Annotated in this window: 21 protein-coding genes; 10 read left to right on the forward strand and 11 right to left on the reverse strand. The window is 54.9% G+C overall.

Annotated elements, in window-relative coordinates; all coding sequences use genetic code 11:
• The 3 genes from AC222A_RS03835 to AC222A_RS03845 all read right to left on the reverse strand — a co-directional run.
• On the reverse strand, positions 1-291 hold a 291-nt coding region (locus tag AC222A_RS03835), incomplete at its 3' end, for a hypothetical protein (protein WP_486774646.1).
• Positions 292-375: 84 nt separating this feature from the next.
• Positions 376-768, reverse strand: a complete 393-nt coding sequence (locus AC222A_RS03840; protein WP_372748912.1) for a hypothetical protein — start codon at positions 766-768, stop codon at positions 376-378.
• A gap of 259 nt (positions 769-1027) precedes the next feature.
• Positions 1028-1309 carry a helix-turn-helix domain-containing protein gene (locus tag AC222A_RS03845; RefSeq protein WP_372748911.1) on the reverse strand — a complete coding sequence of 94 codons (282 nt, stop codon included), beginning with the start codon at positions 1307-1309 and terminating at the stop codon, positions 1028-1030.
• Between the two features lie 207 nt (positions 1310-1516).
• Between AC222A_RS03845 and istA the strand changes: the two genes are divergently transcribed.
• The 3 genes from istA (at position 1517) to AC222A_RS03860 (ending at position 4507) form a co-directional block, all read left to right on the forward strand.
• On the forward strand, positions 1517-3043 hold the full coding sequence (istA, locus tag AC222A_RS03850; RefSeq protein WP_372750077.1) for an IS21 family transposase: 1527 nt from the start codon (positions 1517-1519) through the stop codon (positions 3041-3043).
• The gene (gene istB, locus AC222A_RS03855; RefSeq protein WP_372750076.1) at positions 3033-3812 is read left to right on the forward strand and encodes an IS21-like element helper ATPase IstB; all 780 of its coding nucleotides are present in this window, start codon (positions 3033-3035) and stop codon (positions 3810-3812) included. The genes istA and istB overlap by 11 nt, the downstream gene beginning before the upstream one ends.
• A 425-nt stretch (positions 3813-4237) precedes the next feature.
• Positions 4238-4507 (forward strand): virulence RhuM family protein, encoded by a 270-nt coding sequence (locus AC222A_RS03860; RefSeq protein ID WP_486774647.1) that lies wholly within the window; start codon positions 4238-4240, stop codon positions 4505-4507.
• A 45-nt stretch (positions 4508-4552) separates the two neighbouring features.
• On the opposite strand, the gene AC222A_RS03865 is transcribed toward AC222A_RS03860, so the two are convergent.
• The 3 genes from AC222A_RS03865 to AC222A_RS03875 all read right to left on the reverse strand — a co-directional run bounded on the left by AC222A_RS03865 (position 4553) and on the right by AC222A_RS03875 (position 7205).
• Positions 4553-5716 (reverse strand): aromatic ring-hydroxylating oxygenase subunit alpha, encoded by a 1164-nt coding sequence (locus tag AC222A_RS03865; protein ID WP_372750365.1) that lies wholly within the window; start codon positions 5714-5716, stop codon positions 4553-4555.
• 1 nt (position 5717) lies between these two features.
• Positions 5718-6476 (reverse strand): hypothetical protein, encoded by a 759-nt coding sequence (locus AC222A_RS03870; RefSeq protein ID WP_486774648.1) that lies wholly within the window; start codon positions 6474-6476, stop codon positions 5718-5720.
• A gap of 156 nt (positions 6477-6632) precedes the next feature.
• Positions 6633-7205: an arylesterase gene (locus AC222A_RS03875; protein ID WP_372750366.1), complete on the reverse strand. Its 573-nt coding sequence runs from the start codon at positions 7203-7205 to the stop codon at positions 6633-6635.
• Positions 7206-7591: 386 nt separating this feature from the next.
• Here AC222A_RS03875 and AC222A_RS03880 point away from each other — a divergent pair, with 386 nt between their 5' ends.
• Positions 7592-8275, forward strand: coding sequence for an ABC transporter ATP-binding protein (locus tag AC222A_RS03880; RefSeq protein WP_372758982.1), 684 nt, complete (start codon positions 7592-7594; stop codon positions 8273-8275).
• A gap of 55 nt (positions 8276-8330) precedes the next feature.
• Positions 8331-10802: an ABC transporter permease gene (locus AC222A_RS03885; protein WP_372809842.1), complete on the forward strand. Its 2472-nt coding sequence runs from the start codon at positions 8331-8333 to the stop codon at positions 10800-10802.
• A gap of 2 nt (positions 10803-10804) precedes the next feature.
• Here AC222A_RS03885 and AC222A_RS03890 read toward each other — a convergent pair whose 3' ends face one another.
• Positions 10805-11434, reverse strand: coding sequence for a TetR/AcrR family transcriptional regulator (locus tag AC222A_RS03890; protein WP_372748750.1), 630 nt, complete (start codon positions 11432-11434; stop codon positions 10805-10807).
• A 223-nt stretch (positions 11435-11657) separates the two neighbouring features.
• On the opposite strand from AC222A_RS03890, the gene AC222A_RS03895 reads away from it, so the two are divergent.
• Positions 11658-12431: an SDR family oxidoreductase gene (locus AC222A_RS03895; RefSeq protein WP_372748749.1), complete on the forward strand. Its 774-nt coding sequence runs from the start codon at positions 11658-11660 to the stop codon at positions 12429-12431.
• Positions 12432-12512: 81 nt separating this feature from the next.
• Here the strand turns inward: AC222A_RS03895 and AC222A_RS03900 are convergent, their stop codons facing one another.
• On the reverse strand, positions 12513-14675 hold the full coding sequence (locus AC222A_RS03900; protein ID WP_486774649.1) for a PQQ-dependent dehydrogenase, methanol/ethanol family: 2163 nt from the start codon (positions 14673-14675) through the stop codon (positions 12513-12515).
• 185 nt (positions 14676-14860) lie between these two features.
• Here AC222A_RS03900 and AC222A_RS03905 point away from each other — a divergent pair, with 185 nt between their 5' ends.
• The 3 genes from AC222A_RS03905 to AC222A_RS03915 all read left to right on the forward strand — a co-directional run bounded on the left by AC222A_RS03905 (position 14861) and on the right by AC222A_RS03915 (position 17039).
• Positions 14861-15184 carry a BolA family protein gene (locus AC222A_RS03905; protein WP_372759389.1) on the forward strand — a complete coding sequence of 108 codons (324 nt, stop codon included), beginning with the start codon at positions 14861-14863 and terminating at the stop codon, positions 15182-15184.
• Between the two features lie 2 nt (positions 15185-15186).
• A complete protein-coding gene (gene trhO, locus AC222A_RS03910; protein WP_372748746.1) occupies positions 15187-16143 on the forward strand; it encodes an oxygen-dependent tRNA uridine(34) hydroxylase TrhO in 957 nt (318 codons plus the stop codon).
• Between the two features lie 104 nt (positions 16144-16247).
• On the forward strand, positions 16248-17039 hold the full coding sequence (locus tag AC222A_RS03915; protein ID WP_372783194.1) for a hypothetical protein: 792 nt from the start codon (positions 16248-16250) through the stop codon (positions 17037-17039).
• Between the two features lie 11 nt (positions 17040-17050).
• On the opposite strand, the gene AC222A_RS03920 is transcribed toward AC222A_RS03915, so the two are convergent.
• The 3 genes from AC222A_RS03920 to AC222A_RS03930 all read right to left on the reverse strand — a co-directional run bounded on the left by AC222A_RS03920 (position 17051) and on the right by AC222A_RS03930 (position 19744).
• On the reverse strand, positions 17051-18604 hold the full coding sequence (locus tag AC222A_RS03920) for an acyl-CoA synthetase (protein WP_486774650.1): 1554 nt from the start codon (positions 18602-18604) through the stop codon (positions 17051-17053).
• Positions 18605-18693: 89 nt separating this feature from the next.
• Positions 18694-19071 (reverse strand): DUF2237 family protein, encoded by a 378-nt coding sequence (locus tag AC222A_RS03925; RefSeq protein WP_372747480.1) that lies wholly within the window; start codon positions 19069-19071, stop codon positions 18694-18696.
• 61 nt (positions 19072-19132) lie between these two features.
• Positions 19133-19744, reverse strand: coding sequence for an acyltransferase (locus tag AC222A_RS03930; RefSeq protein ID WP_372747479.1), 612 nt, complete (start codon positions 19742-19744; stop codon positions 19133-19135).
• Positions 19745-19928: 184 nt separating this feature from the next.
• On the opposite strand from AC222A_RS03930, the gene pyk reads away from it, so the two are divergent.
• Positions 19929-21359 carry a pyruvate kinase gene (gene pyk / locus AC222A_RS03935; protein ID WP_372797742.1) on the forward strand — a complete coding sequence of 477 codons (1431 nt, stop codon included), beginning with the start codon at positions 19929-19931 and terminating at the stop codon, positions 21357-21359.
• The last annotated feature ends 85 nt before the right edge of the window (positions 21360-21444 follow it).

Here is a 21444-nt window from a genome sequence, read left to right on the forward strand (position 1 = left end):
ATAGCCGTCGTCAACCTGATCCAGGCCGTACGTTTCTGGAGCGACTGAAATGCCCAGACGCGGTTCAGCGAAACGGCCGGCAACATCGACATCATAGTTGGCGGCTTTGAGGGTATTTTTGAATGCTTCAATGGAGGGCGCGCACTCCAGCGACATCGCAACAAGTTGTTTTTCATCGATAGCTGCCGGTTTCGTGCAAAGGCCTGTCCGTTCACTGCTCGCCTGCAGCGTTGGCGTAACCAACGCAAACAGCAAGGCTATTACGCCTACGTTAAAGGGGATGTTCATCATTCTCACCTTGAGATTGGGTGTGGCGCGCTTTCTCCGCGCGCAGACAATCCGGCTGCGATAAGGCAGCCGTTTGGTGAGAAATGTTTAAATGCGGAGTCGAAGTGTCGTCAGATAGGTGCTGCGCCCACTTGGTGAATCACTTGGCTCGGGCTTGAGATAGGAAACCGCTTGGACGGCGCGGCTAGGCAACAGCGGAAGCGACGCTAGCGCAGTGGGAGGCAGCTTCAGTAAAGGCTGAATATCCAGAAATAACGCATCATAGCGGTCATCCGGGTCGCTCCCCGTCACCTGCCACTCAACGCCGAAATCGCAGCAGCCCGGCCCTGAGGACATGGCCTCCAAGTTATCGGCTTCACAACAGCAATGCTCCAAGGCGCCGCTGTGTGACTCGTCAATCTGACACGCAAACACGCCCTGTGCTTGAATCAGCAAGCTCAGAAAGAGGGATAATGTCAGTAAGAGCCGATTGCGTTTCAACTTTGCGCCTCAGTGTCCAAAGAAGTATTGATTTCTGTTTAAAGTAAACCCTTAACCTAGGTAGAGGGTCAACCCCGGAGGGCAGTAAATCGGCTTCTGGAAGTCGATGACCGCTTTGTGACTAATCCGGTCGGTCACGCTACCTCTAGGAAACGTCTTTTGCGCTTCATTATCCGAGTGCATACTCCAAAAGTCACGCTTCGTGAACCTTGTGGCAATAATGTTTTGCCGATTGGAGATGCCGACGTGCGTCAGAAGTTTAACCCGAGTGTCGATCTTTACTCGTTCGCCCACTGGATAAATGGCGAGTATCAATAAATACGTCCAGCCCTTCGTGTGGATCGACACCGAGCGCCTCGCAGTATTCTACGAACTCTGCGACGTCGATTCTTTTACGATTCTGCTCGATCTTCCCAATGATGCTGTGATGTCGATCGAGGAACCCAGCAGCCTCGCGCAACGTAATACCCTGCTCCTCACGTTTGGCCTTCAGCCATTTGCGAAGCTCGGAATACTGATTTGAGTACGACGATGGTTTCATTGTCTCGATGCTAGAGACAATGTATACTTGCGCGAAATTCGCGACAGACTCCCGCCAGCAGCACTCGTCATGAACCGTACACGTCATTTTCACCCAAGCCTGTTGAGTTGCATCCAAAACTGACCCACTAATCCCCCGGATTTGCATCGAATATTGACCCACGTATAAACCTCTCCCTGCCGATTATTTGAGCAGGGGTATTCAGGAGTGATAGACGTGGCATTAGTCAGTGTTATCCGGCGTTGGCACTTGCGCGAAGGTGTTTCCATTCGCGAAGTTGCCCGACGCACCGGTTTATCAAGAAATACCGTCCGTAAGTACCTGTCCAATCCGGGCCTTGAGCCGAGCTACCCGGTACGCAAGAGCCCGAGCAAGCTCGACGACTATGAGGAGCTGCTGACCAATTGGCTGTTCCAGGAATCGCGGCGGCACCGCAAGCAACGGCGCACGGTAAAGCGCCTGTATCGCGATCTTGTTGTACTGGGTTACACCGGTTCCTACGACCGGGTAGCAGCCTTTGCCCGGCAGTGGCGCGAGGCCCAGCAGGAGGCAAAGCTGCAGGCCAGTAAGCGCACTTATGTACCGCTAGAGTTTGCACCCGGCGAGGCCTTCCAGTTCGACTGGAGTGAGGAATGGCAACCCATCAACGGTGTGCGTACCAAACTTCAGGTTGCCCACTTCAAACTCAGTTACAGCCGCGCTCCGTACCTGCGAGCCTATCTCACCCAGACTCATGAGATGTTGTTCGATGCCCACTACCATGCCTTCTCGGCCTTTGGTGGGATTCCCGAACGCGGTATTTACGACAACATGAAGACGGCTGTCGACAAGGTCGGCCGAGGCAAGCAGCGACAGGTGAACAAGCGCTTCTATGCCATGGTGAGTCACTATCTGTATGACGCCGAGTTCTGCAATCCAGCGGCAGGCTGGGAGAAGGGCCAAGTCGAGAAAGCGGTACGTGATGCCCGGCAGGGCCTGTGGTATGACGCCCCGACCTTCAAGTCTCTACAGGAACTCAACCACTGGCTACATAACCGCTGCATCGAACTCTGGCAGGAAACCGCCCATCCGGAGTTCAAGGTGCGCTCGCTCGCGGAATGCCTGGAGGATGAACGGGCGCAGATGATGCCAGTGCCCGCCGCCTTCGATGGCTTCATCGAGACCAACAAGCGGGTAACATCCACCTGTCTGATCAGTCATGAGCACAATCGCTATAGCGTGCCGGCCAGCTTTGCCAACCGCAACGTTAGTCTGAGAGTTTATCCCGAGCGGCTAGTCATCGTGGCAGAAGCGCAGGTGGTTGCAGAGCATGTCCGTGTGTTTAGCCGCGACAAGCAGGGCCCGGGTAAAACAATCTACGACTGGCGTCATTACCTCAGCGTCGTACAACGCAAGCCCGGTTCCCTGCGCAACGGCGCGCCGTTCTCGCAGTTACCGGAAAGCTTTAAGCGTTTGCAAACCATTCTGCTCAGACGTCCCGGCGGCGACCGTGAGATGGCGGATATCCTCGCGCTGGTCTTGCTGCATGACGAACACTTGCTTGAACGCGCGATCAGTGAAGCGCTGGCGATTGGCGAGCCCTCCAAAGCCCACGTGCTCAACTGTTTGAGTCGATTGGAGCAGCCTCAGCGACCACAGCCTCTGCGGACACCGCCGGCACTGAAGCTAGTCACCGAACCGCTGGCGGATACTGCCCGCTACGATCAACTGCGGAGAGCGCGCCATGAAATCTGATGCAGTGGTCTCCACCCTCAAAACCCTGAAGCTACATGGCATGGCTGATGCGGTTAAAACCCTGGCCGAGCAATCCTCTCCAGCCTATCAGCAGGCACTGCCGATTTTAGATATCCTGCTCAAAGCAGAATCCTCAGAGCGGGATGTCCGTTCGATCAACTACCAGATGAAGGTCGCCAAGTTCCCTGTGTATCGAGACCTGACGGGCTTCGACTTCACACAGAGTCTGGTCGATGAGTCACTCGTCCGATCGCTGCACCGCTGCGAGTTTGTGGAAGATGCTCATAACGTCGTGCTGGTGGGTGGCCCCGGAACCGGCAAAACACATCTGGCGACAGCCATTGGCATCCAAGCCATACAGCACCACCGGCTGCGAGTCCGGTTTCTCGCCACTATCGAACTGGTCAATGCATTGGAGCTGGAGAAGCAGGCGGGACAACAGGGCCGCTTGGCGAATCGTTTGATCCATACCGATCTGGTGATACTCGATGAGCTTGGCTACCTGCCGTTCAGTCAGAGTGGTGGTGCCTTGCTCTTCCACCTGATCAGTAAACTCTACGAACGCACCAGCATCATCATTACCACCAACCTCAGCTTCGGCGAATGGTCGACCGTGTTTGGTGACGAGAAGATGACGACGGCTTTACTAGATCGGCTCACTCATCACTGCCACATTCTGGAAACAGGCAATGACAGCTTCCGATTACGAAACTCAACGACTCAACAGGAGGGAAACAACACAGGCAAAAAAGGAAAAGCTGCGCCATAATCTGGCGTAATCGGGTGGGTCAATTTTAAATGCAAATCCCGGGTCAGTTTTAAACGCAAATCAACAAACTGATTAATCAATGCCATGAAGGCCGGCAACTTGGCTTTGGCTCTGCTTCTGGTCAGCGTTTTGAGCAGCATAAAGCGAACCAGGCGGCCTGACGCCCGGCTTTGCCCAAACCTATATACCTTGTGTTCGTACTACCCGTTCAATCTCTGGGCCGGGTATGCCTATAATCCTCTTTACGTGGGATATCGGTAGCTCCATTAAACTTGTCATCGCAAAATCAGTCTAATGAATGCGGGTTTCTCCCTTTAAAGATTAAGAGCCATTCCCGATGCTGAAAAGCGGATCACCGAGGTGGTATAACCAGTGGTTTCCGGCAGGATTACCCTTTACCCGAGCCAGCATCGCAAGGAGGCGATATGAGCACAGATAAGCAAATTGAAATTTACCAGTCCGACGACGGCCAGACTCAGATTGAGGTGCATCTGCAGGCCGATACCGTCTGGCTAAATCGGCAGCAACTGGCTGAGCTGTTTGGCCGTGATGTGAAAACCATCGGCAAGCACGTTAATAACGTCTTCAGTGAGCGGGAGTTGGAACGTCTGGTAAATGACGCAAAATTTGCGACAGTTCAAACAGAGGGGGGAGAACGGTCGAGCGGCACGAGGAGCACTATAGCCTCGATGTGATTATCTCGGTGGGTTACCGCGTCATCTATCGGCATTTGGCATTGTTTAGCCTGACTGCGCCTGGTAAGGGCCGAGTTGTTCCGCCAAAATCTGATGAAAATCGATAATGCTGGATTCATAGGTGCCGAATAGCAGTTTCTCATTGGCGCCGGAACTCATCCCGATTTGTGCCTGTTCACAAACAAACAGATCTTCAGCCTGAAACACACCGTTTTCAATAATACTGTAGGCGCGCTCCCAGTGTGCAGCGGCTTTTTCATCCTGAGGTGGTTCTGGAATCAGGCAGCCGTGCACGCAAACGGTTTTGCTGGCGCTCTGTGGAAACAGTGTTAGGTAGCTGATGTAATCCGGGTGAACAATTAGTGTAGTGTTCGGGTACAGAAAAAAAGCGCAGCTTGCATGATGCCGTAAATCCCAGTCTTGTTCTGGCAGTGAGAGAGCATCGCTAAATTCCTGACGGGCAACTACTGAAATGATGTTGTCACCTTTGCGTTCACTTTTGGCAACGCAATCCAGAAACAACGGACCAACGGTTTTACGGTGCAGGCGAACAACGTGATAGCCGTCGAGAAAGGCCTCGATAATCAGCTTCCAATTGGCGTCTTTTGTGGTCACCGACTGTCTGAAAAAGGTATGTTCGGCTAGTCCAAAAGCGCGAAAATCTTCCTTCAGTTCGGCCATACCATTTGGTAGTGCGGCGCTGCCCGTCGGTGTGCCAGATACCAGAATCAAACCTTCAAGAATGGTGAGTGGTAATTCGGTGAGTCCAAGGCAATCTTTGTCTAATTCATCGAAACACTCATCCTTGAGTGGAATTTTATGCAGGCTACCGTCGAGATCGTAAATCCAGTTATGGTAAGGGCACACAAAAGTCGTCCGATTTTCAACCTTATCGGCGTTGCTAAGGCGAACGCCTCGATGCCGGCATACGTTTAAGAAAGCGCGTATTTTCTGATCTTTGCCGCGCACGAGCAGTATGGGCTTGCCGCTGTGATCATGCACAAGGTGGTCACCACTATTCGGCAGCATCGACACATGTCCGACGACAAGCGGCGTGTCTGCAAAAAGTTTACGTTGCTCTGCCTGAAACCAGCGTTCGTCGGTGTAAAACGCTGGGTCGGCCGTGCCCTGACGCGCTTGGGGTGGTCGCGATTCGCGAACATCGTCGAGTAGCGAAGCAAACACGCGGGTCTGTGCAGGTGGTTGCATATTAAGCCTCCAGTGCGTCGATGAACTGTTGCCAGAGTTTTCGGCCCTTGGCGTCGTAATCCACCATGGCGGCCACTAGCGCGCGACGGTTGTCGTGGTTAACCAGTTCTTCTGGCAGCAGTGGGTCCATTAAGAGGAAGCGGACGGTGTCGCTGCCCAGTTCCATGGTTTCGGAAAGCAGAGCGGGGCTAGCGCTCGTCAGGCGCTCGTTGGCGTCTCGCAATTGCACCAAGCGCTGCTGGTATTCCTTATCGAGGACGAGGCTGTCCCAAAGCGAGATAAGCTCGCGCTGGCAGCTATCGTCGGCCTGTTCAATACGGAAGCTGCCTTGAATGGCGTCTAGATCAAGTGCCTGCAGATCAATCACTAGCTGTTCCAGGCCACCGTGCAGGTTGTCGGGGCGTACCCAAATGCCCGGGCGCCAACGCTGCAGGCCACGCAATGCCAGTGCGCGTTGCTGACGACGAAAATGGGCGCTGCTGTCTGCCGCGAGGTTGCCGCAGGCGATAGCAAGCCAGTTGCCGTGCCATGGTATGAGCTGTTGCTCGAGGTGGCGCCAGCGCTGAATTTCTGTGCGCAGTCTGGCTGCGCGCTCGCTCAATTGGTAAAGGCCGCGCGAGGGCTTTTCAAGCAGGCCATCACTTACCAGGCGCGATAGAGAGACCCGCATCTGGTTGCTGGTGAAGTTGAAAACACCGCCGGCCGCTAGCAGACGACGACTGAAAGCCATGGCCTGAGGGTCGGCATCAAGTAAGTCCAATATCAGACGCTGAGGCGTCAAGCAGCTACTGGATGGCTGTATCGACAGTGATAGCATGTCAAAACATTACACGCATTGATGTAGGGGTGTCAATTTATGTAATGTTTTGTGCGGCACTAATACTGGGGTACCCCCGGGGAGTTAATTGGCCGGTTTTCAGTCCAGCGAGGCTTTTACCAAAGGCAGAACGTTTTCCAGTATTTTGCGCTGAGCCTGCTCATTGGGATGGATGCGGTCGGCCTGCATCAGGGCGGGATCAAGCGCGATGCCCTCTAGGAGGAAAGGCAGCAAGGGCACGTTCTTGGCGGCCGCGACAGTATGGAAAGTCTGGTGAAAGGCATCTGTATAGGCCTTGCCGTAATTCGGGGGAATATGCATGCCCAGCAGAATGACATCGCTGCCGGCCTTTCGGGCCAAATCAATCATTGTCTTGAGGTTCTTCTCCAGCAGGGCAGTGGGTTGGCCACGCAGGCCATCGTTGCCACCGACTTCCAGTAGAATCAGTTCTGGCTGATAGTGTGATAGCAACGCGGGAAGCCGTGCTTTTGCACCGTTGCTGGTATCACCGCTGATACTTGCATTTATGACCTTGCGAGGGGCAAGCTCCTGCTGCAGCAGGGAGACCCAATTGCGGTTTTCGGCGACGCCAAATCCGGCGCCAATGCTGTCACCCAGTACCAGTATCTGTGCTTGGGCAGCTGCGGCAATTAGCGTCAGGTACGCCAGCATTACGCGCCTTGAATATAGCGATAATCCGGTGACGAGTGCTGCGGTAAATCTGGTTTTCATCTAACGTGTTTTCCGTAAAATTTATTGGGCCTGAGGGTTGTCTGCTCGGACGTGCATCGGTCAGTCTGGTGACCGCTATAGAGTGAAACCATCAGGCTGGTTTCGAATATTACTGCATAGTGTAAGGCCGGTGCGGCGAAATCAAGGGCCTGTCGAGCACTGGCTTTGTAGCACCGCATTTGTACGGCAGTGTGTCGCTGTTATCAGGCGGGAAAATTCGGGGCCAAAGCGCGCCTTGCAGCACTGATTCGCGTATTCTTACGTAACAAAGACAATTCAGATTTTATGGGGCCGACGCTACTGCGCGGCCCAACCTTGGGGTGGTCATGATACGCGCAGAAAATGTGAGTAAACGAGTTCAGGTAGCCGATAGTGAGCTGAGTATCCTGAAAGAAGCGAATCTGACTATTGAGTCTGGTGAATCGGTTGCGATTATCGGTCCGTCGGGCTCGGGGAAATCCACCTTGCTCGGCCTGCTGGCTGGGCTGGACGAGCCTAGCAGCGGCGATATATGGCTCGGTGGTGAGCATCTCAATGGGCTCAATGAAGATGGAAGGGCGGCATTGCGGGCCCGGCTGGTGGGCTTTGTATTTCAATCTTTTCAATTGTTGCCCGGTCTGACTGCGCTGGAGAATGTGATGATGCCGCTGGAGCTGCGCGGTGATCGCAAGGCAGCGCAGGTATCTCGTGAGTATTTGGAGAAAGTGGGGTTGTCACACCGGCTGGATCACTATCCCCGTCAGCTATCTGGTGGAGAGCAGCAGAGAGTAGCACTGGCGCGCGCTTTTGCACCGCAGCCGGGCATCCTGTTTGCCGATGAGCCTACGGGGAATCTGGATGCGGCCACGGGCGCCAGTGTGAATGATTTGTTGTTTAGCCTGAATAAGGAAAGCACGACTACTCTGGTGCTGGTTACGCATGAACCTATTCTTGCCCAGCGATGCGAGCGGCGCATAACGCTGGAGGCGGGTGCGATTGTGGCTGACAGTCTGGAGCCTAGCATTGCATAACACAGTGAATGTAGCGCAATCGAATGCGAACCGTGCCCCGAAGAAACAGGCCAGCGTGAATCACCTGAAGTGGTTGGTGCGTGAATGGCGCGGTGGAGAGTTAGCGCTGCTTTTGGTGTCCCTGATTCTGGCGGTGACCATTGTCAGTGGTGTGGCGGGTTTTGCGGATCGTTTGCAGCGAGGCATCGTGGGTGAGAGCAATAAGTTCCTCGCTGCGGACCTGGTATTAAAAACGCCGCGAGCCTTGGCGCCTCAGGTGGTAAGTCGGGTGCCGGATTCGGTGTCGCAGGCACTCGTTGTTGAATTTCGCTCGATGATCGTGGCGGGTGAGTCACTGCAGCTGGCGTCGATCAAAGCGGTTTCCGCTGGCTACCCGCTCAAGGGAGAGCTGGCAATCAGTGATATGCCTTTTGGAGATGTCTATAACACCGACGCTGTTCCAGTATCCGGTGAAGCCTGGTTGGACTCCCGACTCTTTCCTCTAATGGGTCTGCAGGTAGGCGATTCGTTCCAGCTGGGTGAATTGACATTGCGCGCAACGCGGGCACTGGTATCGGAGCCAGACCGTGGCAGCAGCTTTTATGGTATGGGGCCGCGTGTGTTGATTAACGTCGACGATATGGCGCGCAGCGGCGTAGTTCAGCCCGGAAGTCTGGTGGATTATCGTTACCTGTTTGCGGGCGAGCAAAGCGCACTGGCAAGTGTCAAGGCACGGCTTGAGTCGGCGCTCACACAGAGTGATCGTTGGGAGCAGCTCGATGAGAGCCAGCCACGCATCGCCAAGACTCTGGAACGCGCAGAGCGTTTTCTGCTGCTGGCTGGCAGCTTCGGCGTTGCCCTGGCCGGTGTGGCGGTTGCGTTGACGGCGCGGCGCTACAGTCAGCGCCATCTCGATACCGTGGCCGTGATGAAGGCGTTAGGGGCGGTGAGCGCGCAGATCACCCGGCTCTATGTGGGGAATATCGTGCTGCTGGCCTTGTTAGCGACAGCGCTGGGCTGGGGGCTTGGTATGGCGGTGCAAAACACGCTATTTGCCTTGATCAAAGATTTGGTCGGTTTTACGCCACCCGCAGGAACCCTGCGGCCGCTGGTGGCGGGTGCGGTCACAGCGACCCTGTGTGTGTTGGCTTTTGCGCTGCCGCCGATTCTGCGTCTGCGTCATGTGCCGCCGCTGCGGGTACTACGGCGCGATATTGGCAATGAAAACCTCAGTGCCGGCGTCAGCGCACTGCTCGGGATTGGTGGCCTGTTTCTGTTAATGCTGTGGTACACCCAATCGCTGGTGCTGGTTAGTGCCGTGTTGGCGGGTATCGTGGTGGTGTTGGGGCTGGCAGGAGCATTGGTGCTGCGTCTGTTTTCAAATTTGCGGCGTTGGGCGGCAGGGGCCGGCGGCGTGGTGCGTCTGGCCTTGTCAGCTATGTATCGGCGGCGGCAGGCCAATGCTTTCCAGGTGGTCAGCTTGGCGCTAGCGTTGATGGTTTTGCTGTGCATCATTGCGGCGCGATCGAGCTTGCTGAAAGAGTGGGAACTGCAGTTGCCTGCGGACACGCCGAACCATTTTCTCGTGAATATAGCGCCCGATCAGGTTGAGTCTGTGGATGAGTGGTTTACCCAGCAGGGTATTCGCAGTGCCGGGCTCTACCCGATGGTGCGCGGGCGTCTGGTTGAAATTAATGGCGAGGCGCTGGAGAAGATTCCGGATATTGATGCCAATCGCAGCAGTGTAAACCGGGAAATCAACCTGAGTTGGAGCGACGCGCTGCCAGAAGACAATGAGCTGGTGGCGGGGCAATGGTGGGAGTCAGCGCCGGCTCAGCTGCCCCGGGTGTCGGTAGAAATTGAATTTGCTGAACGCCTTGGGCTTGAGCTGGGGTCTCGCGTTTTCTTCAAGATTGGCGGTCTGCCCCTGGAGGCAGAGGTAACCAGTTTGCGGAAATTAAGTTGGGACAGCATGCGGCCCAACTTTTTCTTGCTGTTTGAGCCGGGGGTGTTGGAAAACTATCCCTCGTCGTCTATCACCAGCTTTCATCTCGAGAAAGCAGACAAGGTGGTGCTGAATGATCTGTTACGCCGCTTTCCCACGATTACGCTGATCGAAATGGATGCGGTGATTGAGCAAGCCCGCACGGTAGTGGCGCAGGTTAGTGCTGCACTGGAGCTGGTGCTGACACTGATTATTGCTTGCGCGTTGCTGGTGGGGGTGGCGAATATTCAGGCCAGCCTGGACAGCCGGCTGCACGAAAATGCGATTCTGAGAACGCTTGGCGCTTCCAGGCAGTTGATACGAAGTTGCCTGCTGGCAGAATTTGCATTAATTGGCGTCAGTGCGGGTGTGTTGGCGGCAATTGGGGCGGAAATTACCTTGTATATCGTACAAACCCGATTGCTTGATATGAGCGCTAATTGGCACCCATTGTTCTGGGTGGTGGCGCCTATCGGGGCAGGTTTGGTGGTAGCTGTGTCAGGGTGGTGGTTTTGCCGGGCGGTGATAGCGTCACCGCCCTTGCAGGTATTGCGCAGGCTCTAGCGTTACGCCGCCGGAGCGGATACGGGAGGGTGATATTTCAGGCCTTCTACGATAATGCGCAGCGATTTCTCGGCTTGGCTTTCTAGGTCGTGGTAATAACCAAAGCTATCGCCGTGATCCAGGATCAGTGTAGCCACGCCGTGTACGCCCGCCCACGCTGTGTGAGCCATACTGGGGATATCGTCTTTGCCAAACACGCCCATTTTTGCGCCGCGCTCAATAATGCTCTGTACGTGATAAAACGCTTCTCGGCCAGCGGCAAACAGCTCGGTATACTGTTTTCGTGGTAGCAGCACAGGGCCGAACATCAGGCGGAAAATCTCGGTGTTTTCCTGTGCGAAATGCACATAGGCGATGCCGAGTTTCATGAGATCGTCAATTGGGTCGTCAGTGCTGGCGGAGTTCAACACCTCGAGCAGTCGGCTAAAGCCTTCTGTTGCCAACGCAGCCAGCAGGGCATTTTTGTCTTTGAAATGGCGATAGGGCGCTGTTTGGGAAACGCCTATTTCTCGTGCCAGTGCGCGCAGACTGAGTTCGTTGACGCCGCCATCTAGCAGATGTTTTTCGGCCTGCGTGAGTAATTCTTCGCGCAGGTTGCCGTGGTGATAATTTGAACTGCTGTTATTGCTCATAGTGAAATATCGGTTTCGTGTCCGTCGAATTGAGCGATGTTTTCGCTGAGTATATATGCTGGCGCTATTGCTGTCTTCAGTGTGGACGCAAGAATGGATGCCAAGCCCTTCGGCAGGCATAAAATCGAGCGTTGGTGGCTGTAATTAGCGACAAGTGCGCCATTTTTATTGAAAAGACGCCGCAAGGCAAGCAGCGTGTCAACATTGAACAGGAGAATAGTAAATGGAACTGGATTTAGCCGGAAAAACCGTCATGGTGGCGGGCGCCAGCCGAGGGCTGGGCTTTGCCATCGCCCGCTGCCTGCGCGATGAGGGAGCCAATTTGAGTATTGCCAGCAGTGATCCTGCTGCCATTGCAGAGGCTGGCACCATTCTCGGCGATTGTCTGGCCGTAAAGTGTGACGTTAAAAATCCGGTTGATATCAAAGCCTGGGTAGCGGCCACTGGAGAGCGATTCGGGGCTATTGATGCCCTGGTGGTTAATGCCGGTGGTCCGCCGCCTGGCGGTTTTGATGATTTCGATGATGAGGCTTGGCAAGCTGCTTTTGAGCTGACGCTATTGAGCGCTGTGCGACTGGTACGTGCTGCCTTGCCGGGACTGAAAAGCCGTCACGGCAATATTCTGTTTATGACATCATCATCGGTAAAGGAACCTATCGACTTTCTGTTGCTGTCAAATGTAATGCGTTCCGGTGTGGCAAGTCTGGCAAAGAGTTTGTCGCGTTCGTTGGCGCCGCAAGGTGTACGTGTCAACACCATCGTGCCCGGGATTGTTGAGACCGACAGGATTAAAGCGCTGGTTGCAAACCAGGCTAAAGGAAAAGGCATATCTGGTGACGAGCAGCGTGCACAGATGGAAGCGCAGGTTCCGATGGGGCGATTTGGTGAACCTGAAGAATTTGCCCGGGTCGCAGCGTTTCTGCTATCGCCGGCAGCGAGCTACATTAACGGTGAAACGGTCACGGTCGACGGCGGCACCATGAAAACCCTGTTTTAACAAAAATAAAACCGGGGTCGTAACGCGTATTTTATGATCGATCTGGTTAAAAAATACTCGTTACGACCCCGGTTTTTGGTGTTAGCTGGTGGTGATGCGGATTAGCCATGCCAGTAGGCGTGCGCCGAGATCGGTTACCGTGTTTTTCAACTCGGCCCACCAGCCGCGTTCCTGTCGCAGCGCGTGATCTTCATGGGCGCGCTCTATCACGTAGGCATGTACCTTTTTAACCTGTTTCTCGTCCAGTACCTCGTCAAAGCGCGGCATTCCGGCTTTTTCCATCAGGCCTTTAAGCACGACGGCTTCAAAATTTTCGTGCCAGACAGGCTCCAGATAACGCAGGTCGGGTATGGAACCATCGCCCACGACCGCAGCGCCATGGCAGCGCGCGCAGAAACGGTCAAACAGCCGGCGGCCTTCTTCAATATCGGCTTCACTCATGCCTGTTTTGGGAGGCGGCACCGGTCGCTTGGGTTGGCTCACCGGGGGTAGGGTAGCCGTAGCGTTGAGTTTGAAGGCCATGATGCGGTTGTTCGGGTTCGTTGTGGGGTAACTTTTGCCGGTATTCATGGTCAGAGCGCCACCGCGACCAACGGCGACGGCGATGTACTGTTCGCCATCGACTGCATAGCTGACCGGGCCGGGCAGAATGCTGTTCTGCGCGTGGAAGGTCCACAGCACTTCACCATTATCGGCGCGCACCGCCAAAAAACGCCCGTCTGAGGTGCCCTGAAATACCAGATTGCCAGCGGTGGCTACAATGCCGCCGTTGTGAATATTGGGATGTGGAACTTTCCAGGCAACTTTGGCCTGCTCTACATCCCACGCCAGTAAGTGGGATTTGGGCAAGTATTTCAGCAGTGCCTGGGTGAAACGTTGAGAGGCGGCATCTTGTGTAAGTTCGTAGCCGGTATTGAAGTGACGCTTGAGGTGCTTGTAGTCGGGTGCTTTGATTTCCTCAAAGGGCATCCCCATATCCAACTCCGGGATATAGAGGTATTTGGTTAGCGGGCTGTAAGCCATCGGCTGCCAGTTGTGGCCGCCGATAGCGGAAGGGTAAACCATGGCGGGTTTGCCATCGTAATCCTGGCCGTCAACTTCCACCGGGCGGCCGGTTTTCATGTCGTAGTGGCTGGCCCAGGTGACCGTGGTGAATGGCTCAGCCGACAGTAATTGTCCGTCGAGGCGGTCAATCAGGTAGACAAATCCGGCTTTGGGAGCGTGCACGATGACCTTGCGCGGCTCACCCTGCCACTGAATGTCGGCGAGGGTAATCTGTTGTGAGGCGGTGTAATCCCAATTGTCGGCGGGCACCTCCTGGTAGTGCCAGAGGTAGTCGCCGGTGTCCGGGTTGAGGGCGACAACGGAGCTTAGGTACAGGTTGTCGCCACCGCCGGGGCTACGGATGCGCCGGTTGTGGGGGGCGCCGTTACCAACACCGATATACAGTTGGTCCAGCTCGGGGTCATAGACGATGGCATCCCATACAGTGCCGCCACCGCCAAATTGCCACCATTGGCCATTCCAGGTTTTGGCGGCACGGGCCATCGCTTCATTTTCAAAGCCCTCCTCCGGATTGCCAGGAATGGTATACCAGCGCCAACGCATTTCGCCGGTATCTGCATCGTAGGCGCTGACGTAACCACGGGTGCCGAATTCACTGCCGCCGTTACCGATAAATACGAGACCTTTGGCGGCGCGGGGAGCACCCGTTATGGAGTAGGCTTGGGCGGGGTCGGTGGTTTGTGAAGACCAAAGTGGCTTGCCGGTGTGCTGGTCGAGCGCTATCAGGCGGCCGTCGACGGTGCCAAGGTAGAGCTTGTCTTCCCAGGCGGCCATGCCGCGGTTCACGACGCCACAGCAGGCGGTGATGCTTTTTTCCCTTGGTACCTCAGGGTCAAAGTGCCATAACAAAGCGCCAGTCTTGGCATCGATAGCGTAGGCGTTGCTCCAGGCGCCGGTGAAATACATCACGCCATCTATCACCAGCGGTGTGGTTTCTAACCCCAGATGTGTGTCAGTTTCGAAATACCAGGCCAAGCCGAGTTGGTCGGCATTACTGTCGTTAATTTGCTTGAGCGGTGAAAAGCGCTGCTCGTGGTAGGTGCGGCCATGGCTTAACCAGTTGTCGGCATCGCTGTCGGCGTCCAGGAGCCGCTGCTGGCTAACGGGTGCCCCATACGTAGTGTTGTTCAACGATAGCAGGGCAATCAGTGCGAGTGCGAAGCTGGCGGGGTATGTCATGGGTTGTCTGCGCTTTGTGGTTGTCATTAGGCGCCTAGTTAAGCATTTGGCTGTCCGATCGGCCAGTGAATTAATAAAATCGTAAGCATTACGGTTGGGCGGTACGCCCGCTGCCTCGGCGATAGTACAGCGCAGCACTCAAATCGGTATAATGGGCGCCCATTTTTTATGCGCTGTAGAAAACCATGCAAGTACAACAGGCCATCGAGCAGAAACTTAAAGCTTCCCTGTCGCCCAGCCTTCTCCAGGTCGAGAACGAGAGCCATATGCACTCGGTACCGCCGAATTCAGAAACCCACTTCAAAGTGGTGGCGGTTGCGCAATGTTTTGACGGCATGCGCAAAGTAGCTCGGCATCAGGCCGTTTATGGTGCGCTGCAGGTAGAACTGGCTGGTCCTGTTCATGCACTGGCGCTGCATACCTACACGCCAGAAGAGTGGTTGGCGCGCTCTGGTCAGGCGCCGGATTCACCTGATTGCTTGGGTGGCAGCAAGCGCGAGGGGCAGTAACGGTGGACAACAAGATAGTCGTTGCGGCCCTCTACCGGTTTGTGACGCTCGACGATTTCGAAGCGATACGCGAGCCGTTGCTGGAGCGCTGCCAGGCCGAGAATATCAAAGGTACCTTGCTACTCGCGAAAGAGGGCATCAACGGCACCATTGCGGGCTCTCGTGAGGGAATTGATGCGGTGATTGGGTATCTGCGCGCGGACCCGCGGATGGCTGAACTGCAGTGGAAGGAATCTTACGACGAAACACAGCCTTTCTACCGAATGAAAGTTAAGCTGAAAAAAGAAATTGTCACCATGGGAGTGGACGGTATTGATCCGAACGACGTGGTGGGAACTTATGTAAAGCCAAAAGATTGGAATGCGTTGATCGCCGATCCGGACGTGCTGCTGATTGATACCCGAAATGACTATGAGGTGGAAATCGGTTCGTTTAAAGGGGCAGTAGATCCGCGTACGAAAACCTTCCGTGAATTTCCCGAATACGTTGAGCAGAATGTCGATCCGAGTAAGCACAAAAAGGTGGCCATGTTCTGTACCGGTGGCATCCGCTGTGAAAAAGCATCGTCGTACATGAAACAGCAGGGTTTTGAAGAGGTGTACCACCTGGAAGGCGGTATTCTCAAATACCTGGAAGAAGTGTCGCCAGAAGAAAGCCTCTGGCAGGGTGAGTGTTTCGTTTTTGATAATCGGGTAACCGTAAAGCACGATCTATCAGCCGGTAGTTTCGACCAGTGCCACGGCTGCCGCCGTCCGATCAGTGATGAGGACAAGCAGAGCGAGTTTTATGAAAAAGGCGTGGCATGTCCGCATTGCTTCGACGAACTAACGGACGATCAAAAAGCCCGGTTTCGTGAGCGCCAAAAGCAGGTTGAGCTTGCCAAACAGCGCCGTGAAGCGCATATAGGTGCGCCGCCGCCTGAGCGTCAGTTGCGCGGCAAAGCATCGTCACAATCCTAGCCGTAGACGCAACCCGTCGCCACGGCGGGTTTCGGTAAATCGGTATAGCCATTCGCTTAAACTCCACTATCATAAAGTTTTGCACGAGCTTGCGAGGCGGTGGATTGAATTTCTTGCGCGGTGGGACTCACTCGATAGCGGCACGTTACAGCGCGGCGTTTTTATTCGCGGTACTGCTCTGTGCTCCTGCACATTCCTCCGAGACCGTGCAGTTATGGGTGCAATCCATCTTTGGCGCTCAGCAAACCCACAGCCATTTAAAGCCGTTTTTTGACGAATTTTTTACGGCGGTTGGCCGCAACTACCGGCCAAAGTATGGCAACAATTTTCCCGCGTTGAGCAGAACTTGCGCCAGCGAAAAGTATGATGTGGTCATGGGCAGTTACGGCACTGCCATGCGTCAGTTTGAACGCGAGTGTGGTTACCATGTGGTTGCGCTGACGGATCAGAGTATCTATTTGTACACACGCGACCGCAGTTCACTGGAAAACATACGGCGGGTAGGGGTGATCCCTGGCGTGCGTGCGTCCGAGGTTGATCTGAGAAAGGTCTTGCCGGGTGGCTTTGTGGTGATTCCCTACCGAGATCATATTCAGGCCACCGTGGCGCTGCTCGACGGCGACATAGATGGGTTGACCAGCTCGTCGGTTGCGATCAAGAGGTTGGCGCCTGTGTTGCAGGACAGCATTCATATCGCGCATACTTTTGACGAGAAAGGGCATGGTGTGGCAATGCTGTCACCGCGCTTTTACGCTACACCTGAGGGGCAGGCATTTCGTCATTTTATCCTGGCAAACGGCGAGACCAGTGTGCAAATTTACGTAGAAGAAATGGGAATCAGTCGTTGGCGTTCTCCAGATAAAGAAAAGCCCGCAACAACGGCGGGCTCTGAGTAGCTGGCGTTAGTTCAGACTTTTTTCTCGTGTCCTACCCAGTAGGGGTCACGCAGCCGTCTTTTATAGAGCTTACCATTCGGGTCTCTGGGCAGTTCGTCCAGATAATCGATGGTCCGGGGCAGTTTCATGCGTGCCAGACGCTCTTCCAGAAAGGACATAATTTCAGCGCTGAGTTCATCGGAGGCTTCAACACCGGCGATCGGCTGAACCACGGCTTTGATTTCTTCGCCCCAATCTTCATTGGGTACCCCAAAGACGGCACAGTCGTTCACCTTGTCGTGCAGGATCAGTACATTTTCGATTTCTGCCGGGTAGATGTTGGCACCGCCGGAGATGATCATGTCTATCTTGCGGTCGCTGAGAAACAGGTAGCCATCTTCGTCGAGATGGCCAACATCGCCTAGGGTGAAGAAGTTGCCGATACGGTTTTTCTTGGTTTTTTCCTTGTCACCCTTGTATTCAAAATCGCTGTTATCCATCAACTTCATGTAGATGGTGCCGGTTTCGTTCGGACCGAGCTCGTTGCCTTCGTCATCGTATATTTTTACTTCGCTGCCCATCCAGGCGCAGCCAACGGAGCCAGGGTGCGCGAGCCAGCCCTCCGGTGTGCACAGCGTACCGCCACCTTCAGTGCCGGCGTAGTATTCATAAATACTATTGCCCCACCATTCGAGCATCTGGCGTTTAATGTCGGGTGGGCAGGGGGCTGCTGCGTGAATCATATGTCGGGTAGACGACACATCGTATTTCTTGCGCACGTCCTCGGGCAGTTTCAGCATACGGGTAAATTGCGTAGGTACCATATGGCTGGTTGTTACTTTGTGTTTTTCGATCAGCGCCAGGTTTTCTTCCGGATCCCATTTGTCGACGAGTACCACGGTGTGGCCCATGTGCAGCGAGTTGCCCGAGAACTGCAAGACCGCTGTGTGGTAGAGAGGAGAGCCACAGAAATGGACGTTGCCATCTTCCGGTTGTATGCCAAACAGCATCAGGAACATGGCCATCAGACCGTAGAGATCTTCAGGTGACATGTCGGGCAAGGGGCGTTTTACGCCTTTAGGCTTGCCGGTGGTGCCTGAAGTGTAGTTCATGACCTGACCGGCACTGCGATCTTCCGGGAGGGTAGTCGGTTGTCCGTCGATCAAGTCAGCAAAGCTGCGGAAGCCGTCAATATTGCCCACGGCAAAAGCATTCGCGGTGTTAAAGCCGGCCTCGCGCGCCGCAGTGGTGGCAGCTTTTGCAACACGCTCGTGGGTGATGAAGACTTTGGATTCCGAATCTTCAAGAATGTAGGCGACTTCCGGTCCAGCCAAGTGCCAGTTGATGGGTACCATGTAAAAACCGGCCTGGGTTGCTGCCAGGTAAATGTGATAAAACTCGGCGCAGTTTGGCAGCATCATCGCAACGGCATCTCCGCGCTGCATGCCCAGTGCACGCAGGCCGTGAACCACCTGGTTGGCGGTGTTGAGCAGATCGCCACGGGTGTATTGCTTGCCGTCGGGTGCGACCAGAGCCAGTGGTGAGGGGTCTTTGCGGGCAAATGACCAGAATCCCAGTTCAGACATGCGGTTTCCTCCCTTCCTTATGGTTTGTTGGCCGAAACTATAGCACCACCATGCAGTGTCGCCATCGCCTCAAGCGGCGAGTTGCATTATCAATTCAGGTCAGCAGCAAAGCGGCGGAGTACAGAGAGAGGGACCGTATCGAGAGCTTTCTGATGGGTGCGTTGCAGAAATACCCGTGGCGCCATGTTTTGCTCGTGGGCTTCCAGCCAGCGCGCAGCGCAAAGACACCAGCGGTCGCCGGGTTGGAGACCGGGAAAGCCAAATTGCGGGGCGGGGGTGGATAAATCGTTGCCGCGAAAGCGAGAATATTCTAGAAACTCTTGGGACATTTCCACGCATACGGTATGTGAGCCCAGATCTTCAGCGCTGGTATTGCAGCAGCCGTCGCGAAAGAAACCTGTTACGGGGTCTTCGCTGCAGGGAAGCAGGGGTTCACCGAATACATTGAGTGACTCTTCCATGGCCATTGCATCACTCCATTATTGAAAGGGTGAAACCATACCCTTGCGTGGCTACAACGTGCAAGCGTCACTGCTTTTTCAGTTCGTGGAGAGCCATTGATGTTGTTCGGTCACACTGCAGGCTGGGTCGATTTTCTTCCATTTCGGGAAGCGGCGCGACCGCTTCGAAGCTGCCAAAGTAGCGATCAGTCAGATGCTGGTATTGCTCGGTGCCGTGAGTTTTCCAGCCAATTTCCTCGTTGGTCAGTGTGCGCACAATTCGCGCGGGTACGCCGGATACCAGCGTTCGAGGCGGGATTTCGAAACCGGCTTTGACAAAGGCGTTGCCGCCTACAAAAGCCTCTTCGCCTACGACCACCCCGTCCATCACTGTGGCATTGATGCCCACTAATGCATTACGTTTTACGATGCAGCCGTGAAGCACCGCGCCGTGACCGATATGGCCAAGCTCTTCCACCACGACCTTTTTTTCGGGAAAGCTGTGCAGCATGCAGTGATCCTGCACATTGGCACCGTCGTGGACTTCCACAATGCCAAAGTCGCCGCGCAGGCAGGCAAACGGGCCGATAAAACAGTGGGCGCCGATGCGTACGTCACCAATCAACACCGCTTCGGGGTGTACAAAGCTGCTGGGGTGAACGACGGGGATAACCCCTTCCAGTGCATAGACCTTAGCCATAAATACTCCCGAAGCGCGGCGGTGGGTTGCAGAATCAATTGGTGGAGACAAGCATAGCATTGCGCAATTGCGTGAAAATCGTCCGTTTGATCAGCAGGTCTCTGGCACAACACTGATTTTTCGCCTCAACTCAGACATAATGGATGGGTTAATACCATCAATTTGAGGTCAGTAGAAACCCTTCATGCGCAGAACGAAAATTGTCGCAACCATCGGCCCAGCTTCCGACAGTGTTGAAACCCTCTCAGCCCTTATCAAGGCGGGCGTTAATGTGTTTCGGCTTAATTTTTCTCACGGCCTGGCCGATGAGCAGCGCCAACGCGCTCACCGGATTCGAGAGTTGGCGGCCGAGCTGGGGCGGCACGTGGCGCTGCTGGGTGACTTGCAAGGCCCCAAGATTCGATTGCGTAAATTGCCTGACGATGCAATTGCCTTGAAAAAAGCCCAGACGCTGGTGCTCGATACCGATCTTGAGGACGGTGCCGGCGACAGCGGGCATGTTGGGGTGGATTATCCTCCTTTGCCGGAAAGTGTATCGGCCGGTGATATTCTGCTGCTTGACGATGGCCGGTTCCGGCTAGTGGTCGAGAAGGTGGAAGGCAATCGCGTGCACACCCGCTCCGAAAGCACAGGCACCCTTAAATCGCGTAAGGGGATTAACAAATTGGGCGGTGGTCTGTCAGCTCCGGCGTTAACGGCAAAAGATCTGCAGGACGTCAAAGTGGCTGCCGAGTTGGCGCTGGATTACGTGGCAATCTCATTTCCCAGCGGTGCCGCAGATATCGAATATGCTCGCAGTGAATTGACCAAGGCCGGTTGCATAGCCGACGTCATCGGCAAAGTTGAGCGGGCGGAAGCGGTGGCGGATCCAGCAACCCTTGATGCGTTAATTGAAGCCTGTGACGGCATTATGGTGGCGCGGGGAGATCTTGGTGTCGAGATTGGCGATGCTAATCTCATTGCCTATCAGAAGCTGATGATAAAGCGGGCGCGGCAGCTTAACCGGGTGGTCATCACCGCGACCCAGATGATGGAATCGATGATTTCCAGCCCGCTGCCCACTCGTGCAGAAGTGTTTGATGTGGCCAATGCCGTGCTCGATGGTACCGACGCGGTTATGCTTTCGGCTGAAACTGCTGCCGGCCAATATCCGGTAGAGACGGTCGAGGCCATGGCAAGTACTTGTGTAGGTGCGGAGCAGTCGCCATCGATAAGGCGTTCCGGTCATCGCATGGATCGTGAATTCGTCAGCGCTGAAGAGGCCGTTGCGATGGGTGCCATGTACACGGCAAATCACCTGCAAGGGGTGAAGGCCCTTATTGCACTGACGGAATCTGGCAAAACGCCTTTGCTGATGTCTCGCATCAGCTCCGGGCTACCGATCTACGCGGTGAGTGGCCATCAGACCACCTGCAATCGAGTATGTTTATATCGGGGTGTCCGACCGGTCTATATGGAGACAGCAAAATATACCCCGGAAGAGTTGATTCCGGCGGTGGTGGCACACTTGCGCGACAAGGGGCTGGTAAACACTGGCGACACGGTATTGTTTACACACGGCGATAACGTCGGTGTGGGGGGCTGTACCAATACGCTCAAGATACTTAATGTGTAAGCGGATGAGGCTTCCCCCATTGGGGTGAGGCGGGAAAGCGCGGGGGCTTCTAAGCTATGACTTTATGTCATGAGTAATCATAATA

The organism is Litorivivens sp., assembly GCF_057445395.1.

Excerpts from the sequence above, each read along its gene's own strand:
- AC222A_RS03845 (WP_372748911.1), bottom strand. The coding sequence starts at position 1,309 with ATGAAACCATCGTCGTACTCAAATCAGTATTCCGAGCTTCGCAAATGG.
- istB (WP_372750076.1), top strand. The coding sequence starts at position 3,033 with ATGAAATCTGATGCAGTGGTCTCCACCCTCAAAACCCTGAAGCTACAT.
- AC222A_RS03860 (WP_486774647.1), top strand. The coding sequence starts at position 4,238 with ATGAGCACAGATAAGCAAATTGAAATTTACCAGTCCGACGACGGCCAG.
- AC222A_RS03865 (WP_372750365.1), bottom strand. The coding sequence starts at position 5,716 with ATGCAACCACCTGCACAGACCCGCGTGTTTGCTTCGCTACTCGACGAT.
- AC222A_RS03875 (WP_372750366.1), bottom strand. The coding sequence starts at position 7,205 with ATGCTGGCGTACCTGACGCTAATTGCCGCAGCTGCCCAAGCACAGATA.
- AC222A_RS03880 (WP_372758982.1), top strand. The coding sequence starts at position 7,592 with ATGATACGCGCAGAAAATGTGAGTAAACGAGTTCAGGTAGCCGATAGT.
- AC222A_RS03890 (WP_372748750.1), bottom strand. The coding sequence starts at position 11,434 with ATGAGCAATAACAGCAGTTCAAATTATCACCACGGCAACCTGCGCGAA.
- AC222A_RS03895 (WP_372748749.1), top strand. The coding sequence starts at position 11,658 with ATGGAACTGGATTTAGCCGGAAAAACCGTCATGGTGGCGGGCGCCAGC.
- AC222A_RS03900 (WP_486774649.1), bottom strand. The coding sequence starts at position 14,675 with ATGACATACCCCGCCAGCTTCGCACTCGCACTGATTGCCCTGCTATCG.
- AC222A_RS03905 (WP_372759389.1), top strand. The coding sequence starts at position 14,861 with ATGCAAGTACAACAGGCCATCGAGCAGAAACTTAAAGCTTCCCTGTCG.
- AC222A_RS03920 (WP_486774650.1), bottom strand. The coding sequence starts at position 18,604 with ATGTCTGAACTGGGATTCTGGTCATTTGCCCGCAAAGACCCCTCACCA.
- AC222A_RS03925 (WP_372747480.1), bottom strand. The coding sequence starts at position 19,071 with ATGGCCATGGAAGAGTCACTCAATGTATTCGGTGAACCCCTGCTTCCC.
- AC222A_RS03930 (WP_372747479.1), bottom strand. The coding sequence starts at position 19,744 with ATGGCTAAGGTCTATGCACTGGAAGGGGTTATCCCCGTCGTTCACCCC.
- pyk (WP_372797742.1), top strand. The coding sequence starts at position 19,929 with ATGCGCAGAACGAAAATTGTCGCAACCATCGGCCCAGCTTCCGACAGT.